This is a genomic window from Chryseobacterium sp. CCNWLW53, from assembly GCF_037083525.1.
GTDB lineage: Bacteria > Bacteroidota > Bacteroidia > Flavobacteriales > Weeksellaceae > Chryseobacterium > Chryseobacterium lathyri.
The window spans coordinates 241,431-250,476 of record NZ_JBAOJR010000006.1 but is presented as its reverse complement, the minus strand read 5'-3'; the positions used below and the strand labels follow the sequence as shown (position 1 = coordinate 250,476).

Here is a 9,046-nt window from a genome sequence, read left to right as displayed (position 1 = left end):
AATGTTTTCTAACTTTTTTCATAATATTAAAGTTAAAGAGTATAAGAATCTTGTCCTAACAAAGGTAGCAACTCCAAAAACCCATTCATCATCTAATGAGGCAATACTACCTGTATTTTTAATTTGATCAATAGCTCTTTTTCTTAAATCCAACACAGAATTTACATCCGGAACACCATTAGTCATTTTATGTGCAGATAAATATCTCATAGGAATAACATTAGGAGCAGGGGGTCCGATAATGGTATAATCTGTACCGGCAAAACCAATGGTAGGTAAATCTCCATATCCCGCAGAATCATTCACAGGAAAATCTCCTATTTCAAATAACCAGCACAGCAGAATATCTGTCCATTTCATATAATGAGGGTCTTGTTGTACATCAGCTTCTACCATTACATTCACCTTCATGAATTCTACGAATTCATTTATTTTTTGTAATGCATTAGGGTGAGTTTTAAAATATGTATTAGAATGCTCATATATGATTCTTCCATATCTTATGGCTTCCGGGACACTTTTCTTAATAAGATAGATCATATAATCTTTTGCCAACTTCCAAAACGGACTTTGAATATTCACCTGACCTACCGTATCATTTTGTTGGGCTATTAATAATTCAGTAAATGCAGGTGCGAGAATATTTGCCATTTTTATCTGATCAGTATTTCCATAGTCAATACTTTGGAATTTTAATCCTTCTATATCATTCGGATGATTTTTAAAATAATCAAAAGTATTTTGATCTTGATTTAAAAAGTATGCTAAAAGCCAATCTGCAAATTTGAAGTTGCTTAATGTTAAATCAGGATTTGCATTATCTTGGGCGTTAAACCAACTTGCCGTTAAGGCCAACCTATCTGTCAAAGTATCATCATCAGAGCCATGGGTTTTAAAATAATCCTTAATTGTTTGTAGAATAGGACTATAGGATGCTAACATACTTGTTCTTGGGGATAGACTAAGCAGATATGCCTGAACCTGAAGACTAAGCTGCCTATCGGCCTCGCAAGCAGCATCACCACTTGCACATGTATTTTATTGATTAGTTTTGTTTCACACAATGAAGAATTTTTAAGTTTTTTTTACCACGAAAGTCACAAAGCTAAAATGAAAATAGAAGTCCACATAAGATGAAAATCTAAGTTTCTAAAAACTTAAGTGTACTTTGATGAGCTTCTTAATTCATCTTTAAATGTAAAAAACTTAAATATTATAAAAACAAAACGCTGAAAATATTTTCAGCGCTTTGTTTATGTTATGCTTCCGGTGAAATGAGCATTTTTCTTTCCCCGATCTGTTGTCGCCACATAGCATAATACAATCCTTTTTCGGCAATCAGATTATCGTGGGATCCCATTTCAATCACCTGTCCGCGTTCCAATACATAGATTCTGTCAGCATGCATAATCGTGCTTAAACGGTGGGCAATAAGAACGGTAATCTGTTCTCTTTCTTTTGAGATGTCTTTTATAGTAGAGGTAATTTCTTCTTCCGTAATACTGTCTAAAGCCGAAGTTGCTTCGTCAAAGATCAATAAATGAGGTTTTCTTAAAAGTGCTCTTGCAATGGCGATTCTTTGTTTTTCTCCGCCGCTCAGCTTCAGTCCGCCCTCACCGATAACGGTTTCGATACCCTTTTCTGCTCTCTCCAATAATGCTGTACAGCTCGATTTCTGCAACGCAATATCCAGTTCAGATTCTGTAGCGTTAGGATTTACAAAAAGAAGATTTTCCTTAATGGTTCCTGCAAAAAGCTGTGTATCCTGGGTAACAAAACCAATCTGATTCCTCAGCTCATCAAAATCAAATTCTTTTCCATTGATGCTATTGTAAAAAATATTTCCTTCCTGTGGTCTGTACAGTCCAACCAGCAATTTCACCAATGTACTTTTCCCTGAACCGCTAGGCCCTACAAAAGCAATGGTTTCTCCATTTTTAACATCAAAAGAGATATTATTTAAAGCTTTATACTGAGCCGATTGATGTTTAAAAGAAACATGTTTAAATTCCAGTTCTTCAATAGCACCAATCTGTTTCGGATGGAGAGGTTTTTCTTCCACCTCTTTTTTCATTAAATTATCAAAATTGAAAAGAGAAGCCTCAGCCTCACGGTAAGAAATAATGATGTTCCCGATTTCCTGCATTGGTCCGAAAATAAAGAAACCATAAAACATCAAAGAAAGGTACTGTCCGGGAGTCACAATATTTTTAAAAATTAAAAGCAATAGGGTCATGGTAATCATCTGCTGAAGAAAATTGACCATCGTACCCTGGATAAAGCTTAAAGAACGGATGCTTTTTACCTTTCTGAGCTCAAGTCCAAGAATCTTGTAGGTATTATTATTTAAACGGATCACTTCCTGATTCGTTAAGCCTAAACTTTTAACAATTTCTATATTCCTTAAGCTTTCTGTAGTACTTCCGGCTAAAGCTGTAGTTTCCGAAACGATATTCTTCTGAATGCTTTTAATTCTTTTACTCAGTAAATTAGTGATGAAGGCAATCAGGAAAATCCCGCAGATATAGACAGGCATGATCGACCAATGTAAGCGGATCGCATACACGGAAACGAAAATAATACTCACTAAAATTCCAAAGAAGATATTAATAAAACTGGTGATGAACTTTACAGTATCTTCTCTTACTTTTGTTAAAATAGATAAGGTTTCACCACTTCTCTGATCTTCAAATTCCTGATAAGGAAGAGCCATTGAATGTTTTAAGCCATCCGTAAAGATTTTTGCGCCAAACTTCTGAGTGATCACACTTACTGCATAATCCTGAAAAGCTTTGGCTATTCGGCTTACCATCGCTGTTCCAATGAGCAGCCCTAAAAAATAGAACACCCCATGATAAATTCCGTCTCCGTATAAATATTGGTTAAGATTTCTAGGTAAAAGTTTTTCCTTATCAAAAAAGTTAGGATGTGTTACCAGCCGGTCCAGGATATTACCCGTGATGGCCGGGGCAAATAAAGAAAAAACCTGATTAATGGTTGCCAATAACAAAGAAAGGATAATCAACCATTGGTAAGGCTTGAGGTATCTTAAAAGTATTTTCATTTTAATAAATAATGTTGCAAAATTAGAGATATTATTTTGACTTATGGTATTAATAATTTTGAATAACAAAGACCTTTTGTATTCAAGTGAAAAGAATTAAATTGCAGTCTAAGTTTTTATTATGCTTACAAAAGAACAAATTGCTAAAAGGATTTCAAAAGAACTGAAAGACCGTTATTATGTAAACCTGGGAATCGGGATCCCTACGTTGGTGGCTAACTATGTTCCGGAAGGTATTTCCGTAGAATTTCAGAGTGAGAACGGAGTTCTAGGGATGGGACCTTTCCCGGTCGAAGGTGAAGAAGATGCCGATATCATCAATGCAGGAAAGCAAACCATTACCATACTGCCAGGAGGTTCATTTTTTGACTCAGCCTTTAGTTTTGGAATGATTCGTGGCCAGAAAGTAGACCTTACTATTCTTGGAGCGATGGAAGTTTCAGAGAACGGAGATATTGCCAACTGGAAGATTCCTGGAAAAATGGTAAAAGGAATGGGGGGAGCAATGGACCTTGTTGCCTCAGCAGAAAATATTATTGTTGCCATGATGCATGTAAACAAAGCAGGAGAAAGCAAAATCCTGAAAAAATGCAGTCTTCCGCTCACAGGGGTTAACTGTGTGAAAAGAGTAGTGACCGAACTGGCAGTACTGGATGTAACTCCAGCCGGATTCAAACTGGTGGAAAGAGCTCCAGGGGTTTCAGTGGAGCACATCATAAAATCTACAGAAGCAGATCTGATCATTGAAGGTGAAATTCCTGAAATGCAATTCTAAATAAAAAATAAAGCCTTGTCACCGACAAGGTTTTTTTATGCATTAAACCGACATTCTCTCCCACCGATTGAGCAGATAACACCGATTTTCTTATCACTCTAAATTTAAAGAATTATAAATATTCTCAAAAAGGCTTATGAAACACTATTAAACCGACATAAGAAAATGAAGCGTTAAAAAAATAAATGCTGTGAACGTTAAGAAAATTCTACTGTCCGAAGCGCGACACTTTAATTGAACCGAAGAACATATACAGGATTCGCGCAAGTTTTAGAATTTTTAGAGAACAGTATTTATTTTTAGCGGAAGTTTCCAGGTCTTGAATTTTTGTTTCTTTTGTTTCAAGACAAAAGAAAGCTACTAAAAAAAATCTCTCGCCGATAGAGCAGATGATGCCAATTTTCTTATCACTCTAAATTTAAAGAATTATAAATATTCTCAAAAAGGCTTATGAAACACTATTAAACCGACATAAGAAAATGAAGCGTTAAAAAAATAAATGCTGTGAACGTTAAGAAAATTCTACTGTCCGAAGCGCGACACTTTAATTGAACCGAAGAACATATACAGGATTCGCGCAAGTTTTAGAATTTTTAGAGAACAGTATTTATTTTTAGCGGAAGTTTCCAGGTCTTGAATTTTTGTTTCTTTTGTTTTAAGACAAAAGAAAGCTACTAAAAAATATCTCGCAGATTGAGCAGATGACGCCGATTTTTTAATACAAAAGAAAAACTGCTTCAAAAAATGAAACAGTTTATATATTTATAAAGTTTTTGAAAAAAACTAAATTATTTCCCATCCTGTGCCCCAAAAACCTTCTGTAAAATAGAAGTGGTTCTCATCGCCGGAGTATTTCTAATTCCGCTTTCTTTATCAGCTACCATTTTAAATACACCATTAATTGTTTCAGTCGTCACATATTCGTTAAGATCGGTCGTTACAGATTGCCCTGTGAAAGTATTGTACTTTGAGATCAGATTTTTCCAAACCGTATCTGCACCCACTTTACCCAGTGAAGCCTTTACCTTTGGCTGGAAAGCTGTGAATAACTGACTTTGCGTTTTCGTCTGTAAATAATTGGTTGCCGCATTATCATTGCTTAATAAAATGTTCTTAGCGTCCGTGATCGTCATCGAAGTAATTGCTTTGGTGAAAATAGGAGCGGCTTCTGTTACCGCATCTTCAGCGGCTCTGTTTAATAATTTTACCCCTTCATCTGCCAGACTTCCCATTCCCAGGGAACGCAGCGTAGTATCGATCTTTCTTAACTTTTCAGGCATTAAAATTTTTACCGCTTCATTCTTAAAGAATCCGTCCGTTAACGCCAGTTTCTTTACACCATCAGTTACTCCAAGGCTTAACGCTTCCTTTAACCCTGAAGATATCTGTGTTGAGGTTAGGTTTCCCAGATTAACAGGAGAAGCTTTAGTTGGAGTAATTGGAGTGGTATTAGTTGTAGTGGTGGTTGTAGAACTTTTAGGTTTTGATGGATTATCAAGATCGACACCGGTTTTGTTTTTGACGGTAGATTTGATGATGTCTAAGAGCTGTGCCTGTGAAGAAACTGAAAATAATAGGGCAGCAGCGAATAAAATATTTTTTCTCATTGTATCTTTTTTGCAAATTTAGATGTTTTATTATTTAATAAGTTAAATCACCAAAGAGTTTTAGAAAATAATTATATTAGCTAAAACCTTAATCATACCTAAATGCGACATTTTCTTTTTATGTTTTCTGCTATTTTTTCCACAGTTTTTCATGCCCAGAAGAAGCCAGATTTAATCCCTTATCCTCAAAGTGTAACCATGCAGGAAGGAAAGTTCATCATTCCTGAAACGCTGATCCTGAACGATAAACTTCCAAAAGAAGAAACAGAGTATTTCAAAAAAAGGCTTGGTTCCGGTGTGAAATTTCAGAACAGCAGTAAGACGGAAGGAATTCATTTGATGTACATGCCGTTTCCACAGCCAAAAATCCCAATTTATCCCGAAGAAGATAAAGAAAAGTATACTATTGACATTTCTCCCCAAAAGATTTTCATAACTTCCAATACCAGACAGGGGTATTTTCTGGCTCTTCAAACCCTGGCTCAACTTTTTGAAGAACATAAGGAAGATAGGGAAATTCCTGCTTTAAGAATTGAAGACCAGCCTAAATTTGCATGGCGCGGAATGCACCTGGATGTCTGCCGCCATTTCTTTAATGTAGATGAGGTTAAACAGTATATTGATTATTTAGCCATGTACAAGCTGAACACTTTTCACTGGCACCTTACAGACGATCAGGGCTGGAGAATTGAAATTAAAAAATACCCAAAACTCACCCAGATCGGTTCAAAACGTAAAGAATCAATGATTGGTGCTTATGTAGACAATACTTTCGACGGTAAACCTTATGGTCCCTATTTCTATACCCAGGAGCAGATTAAGGACGTCATTAAATACGCCCAGCAAAGGCATATTACTATAGTTCCCGAGATTGAAATGCCCGGTCATGCTTTAGCTGCTTTATCAGCTTATCCCGAGCTTGCCTGTACAAAAGGGCCGTTTGAAGCTGCAACAAAATGGGGTGTTTTTGATGATGTTTTCTGTCCGAAAGAAGAAACCTTCACTTTCCTTGAAAATGTTCTGGATGAAGTTATTGCCCTGTTTCCATCACAATACATCCACATCGGTGGCGATGAATGTCCGAAAACGAGATGGAAAGAATGTGCCCATTGCCAGGAGCTGATCAAAAAGAATAATCTGAAAGATGAACATGGATTGCAAAGCTATTTCATTCAGAGAATTGAAAAATATGTTAACAGTAAAGGAAGAAAAATCATCGGTTGGGATGAAATCCTTGAAGGCGGTCTGGCTCCAAATGCTGCCGTTATGAGCTGGACAGGTGTAAACGGAGGAGTCGAAGCTGCAAAATCTTCTCACTTTGCCGTAATGACTCCGGGAGCCTACTGTTATTTTGATCATTATCAGGGTGATCCTCAATCGGAGCCGAATGCTTTCGGAGGTTTTACCCCTTTGGATAAAGTCTATTCCTATAATCCTATTCCTGCAGAGCTGAACGCAGAGCAGGCCAAATATATTTTAGGAGTTCAGGCCAATCTATGGACGGAATACATCACGGATTTTAAGCAGGTACAGTATATGATATTTCCAAGACTGATGGCGCTTTCCGAAGTAGGATGGGGAACGGCAGAACCTAAAAATTATAAAGAATTTGAAAGAAGAGTAATCAGTCAGTTCAAAGTTCTGGATAAGATGAAGGTGAATTATGCCAAAAGTATCTATAATATTTCCGGAAAAGTACTTCCTGCCGGGAACGGTATTTCTTATGAACTTAATGTATCACAGGACCCGAAAGGAATACGGTATACAACGGACGGGACAGAACCTTCTATACATTCACAGGTTTATCAGGGACCGATTGCTGTTTCAAAATCTCTAACCGTTAAATCCGCCTATTTTGAAGACGGAAAACTGAAAAGTGCTGTTTCTTCCCAGGAATTCAAAATTTCAAAAACAACAGGAAAAAAGATCACCCTGGAACAACAGCCCAGCGAAAACTATTCTTTTGGCGGAGCTTTTACCTTGGTGGATGGAATTATCGGAAACATAAGACAATTGGGCAAAACATGGTTGGGCTTTCAGGGAAAAGATGTAGTGGCAACCATTGATCTGGGACAGAAAACCAACTTTTCTGAAGTTTATTTTAATACCTTAGAAAATAAGGGAAGCTGGATCCATCTGGCGAAATCTGCACAGATCTTTGTTTCGGATGATGGAAAGGCCTTTAAAATGATCAAAGAGATCGGGAAAGATGAAATTCAGAACTCAAAAGGAAAAATTAAGCTGAATGTAGGAAATCAGAATGCAGAGTACATTAAGCTTAAAATAGAAAATGCAGGTATTATTCCTGCCGGAAATCCCGGTGCAGATTCAAAAGCATGGCTGTTCGTTGATGAAATTGGCATCAATTAGAAATAAGTTTCTGAATATACTGGATGCAATAGCTGTTGCAGCCGTCAATACATAGAGTTATGCTATTTCAGAAGTAAATAGCCTTACTCTTATTAAAAACCAAAAGACCATAGTACTCTGTGGTCTTTTTCCTTTTCTGCTAGCGGGAAAATTCCTAATTTGGAGCCAAATATATCTGAATATGCAAAGTAGACGAAACTTCATTAAAAAAACGGCAGCTGCTTCTCTGGCACTTGCCGTAAACCCACTGGATCTGATTGCCGGGGAACTGTCTGAGAATCCTGTAAAAGCAGGAAAACCCATTGTTCTTTCCACCTGGAATTTCGGACTGAAGGCGAACGAAGAGGCCTGGACTATTCTGGGAAAAGGTGGAAAAGCCCTTGATGCAGTGGAAAAAGGAGTTCGCCTCGTGGAATTGGACCCAACTGAAAGAAGTGTAGGCTATGGAGGACGTCCGGATAGAGACGGAAGAGTTACCCTCGATGCCTGTATTATGGACGAAAACTATAATATCGGTTCTGTTGCCTGCCTGGAAAATATCAAAAACCCTATCTCTGTAGCAAGAGCAGTGATGGAAAAAACGCCCCATGTTATGTTGGTTGGAGACGGAGCATTACAGTTTGCATTATCCCAGGGGTTTAAAAAAGAAAACCTTCTCACTCCCGATTCGGAGAAAGAATGGAGAGAATGGCTGAAAACCAGCGAGTACAAACCAGTCGCCAATATTGAAAATCATGATACCATTGGAATGATTGCTCTGGATGCGAAAGGGAATCTTTCCGGAGCCTGCACTACCAGCGGGATGGCCTTTAAAATGCATGGCAGGGTAGGAGATTCTCCCATCATTGGCGCAGGATTATTTGTAGACAATGAAGTGGGTGCAGCTACGGCTACCGGCCACGGCGAAGAAGTAATCCGTACTGTCGGGACACATCTGGTTGTTGAATTGATGAGACAGGGAAGGAATCCCCAGCAGGCTTGCAAAGAAGCAGTTGAAAGAATTGTGAAAATTGCCCAGAGAAGAAATAAAAACCTTAAAGATATTCAGGTTGGCTTCATCGCTTTAAATAAAAAAGGAGAATACGGCTCTTACTGCATTCAGGACGGATTTAATTTCGCTGTCTATGACCAGAAAGGCAATCGTCTGGAAAAACCGGAATTTGCCCTGAAATAATGTATTTTATTTAAAATTCAATAGGAGCGGGCTTTAGCCCGCTTACAAAATAAAAA

General features: G+C 37.7%; 6 protein-coding genes. 3 read left to right on the top strand and 3 right to left on the bottom strand.

All coding sequences use genetic code 11. The features are described 5' to 3' along the window. Positions 1-18 precede the first annotated feature (18 nt). Positions 19-942 carry a hypothetical protein gene (locus V6R96_RS19635; RefSeq protein WP_336379848.1) on the bottom strand — a complete coding sequence of 308 codons (924 nt, stop codon included), beginning with the start codon at positions 940-942 and terminating at the stop codon, positions 19-21. A 316-nt stretch (positions 943-1,258) separates the two neighbouring features. Then, positions 1,259-3,064 (bottom strand): ABC transporter ATP-binding protein, encoded by a 1,806-nt coding sequence (locus V6R96_RS19630; RefSeq protein WP_111960413.1) that lies wholly within the window; start codon positions 3,062-3,064, stop codon positions 1,259-1,261. A 121-nt stretch (positions 3,065-3,185) separates the two neighbouring features. On the opposite strand from V6R96_RS19630, the gene V6R96_RS19625 reads away from it, so the two are divergent. Then, positions 3,186-3,839 (top strand): CoA transferase subunit B, encoded by a 654-nt coding sequence (locus V6R96_RS19625; RefSeq protein WP_336379849.1) that lies wholly within the window; start codon positions 3,186-3,188, stop codon positions 3,837-3,839. A gap of 788 nt (positions 3,840-4,627) precedes the next feature. Here V6R96_RS19625 and V6R96_RS19620 read toward each other — a convergent pair. Continuing rightward, entirely contained in the window at positions 4,628-5,446 is an 819-nt protein-coding gene (locus V6R96_RS19620) for a DUF4197 domain-containing protein (protein ID WP_336379850.1), read from the bottom strand. A 102-nt stretch (positions 5,447-5,548) separates the two neighbouring features. On the opposite strand from V6R96_RS19620, the gene V6R96_RS19615 reads away from it, so the two are divergent. Both V6R96_RS19615 and V6R96_RS19610 read left to right on the top strand, forming a co-directional pair. Further along, positions 5,549-7,816, top strand: coding sequence for a family 20 glycosylhydrolase (locus V6R96_RS19615; protein WP_336379851.1), 2,268 nt, complete (start codon positions 5,549-5,551; stop codon positions 7,814-7,816). A 181-nt stretch (positions 7,817-7,997) separates the two neighbouring features. Next, on the top strand, positions 7,998-8,990 hold the full coding sequence (locus V6R96_RS19610) for a N(4)-(beta-N-acetylglucosaminyl)-L-asparaginase (protein WP_336379852.1): 993 nt from the start codon (positions 7,998-8,000) through the stop codon (positions 8,988-8,990). Positions 8,991-9,046: the final 56 nt, after the last annotated feature.

Bases quoted from the DNA above. Each gene is read 5' to 3' on its own strand.
- V6R96_RS19625 (WP_336379849.1), top strand. From the start codon at position 3,186: ATGCTTACAAAAGAACAAATTGCTAAAAGGATTTCAAAAGAACTGAAA.
- V6R96_RS19635 (WP_336379848.1), bottom strand. From the start codon at position 942: ATGTTAGCATCCTATAGTCCTATTCTACAAACAATTAAGGATTATTTT.
- V6R96_RS19610 (WP_336379852.1), top strand. From the start codon at position 7,998: ATGCAAAGTAGACGAAACTTCATTAAAAAAACGGCAGCTGCTTCTCTG.
- V6R96_RS19615 (WP_336379851.1), top strand. From the start codon at position 5,549: ATGCGACATTTTCTTTTTATGTTTTCTGCTATTTTTTCCACAGTTTTT.
- V6R96_RS19620 (WP_336379850.1), bottom strand. From the start codon at position 5,446: ATGAGAAAAAATATTTTATTCGCTGCTGCCCTATTATTTTCAGTTTCT.
- V6R96_RS19630 (WP_111960413.1), bottom strand. From the start codon at position 3,064: ATGAAAATACTTTTAAGATACCTCAAGCCTTACCAATGGTTGATTATC.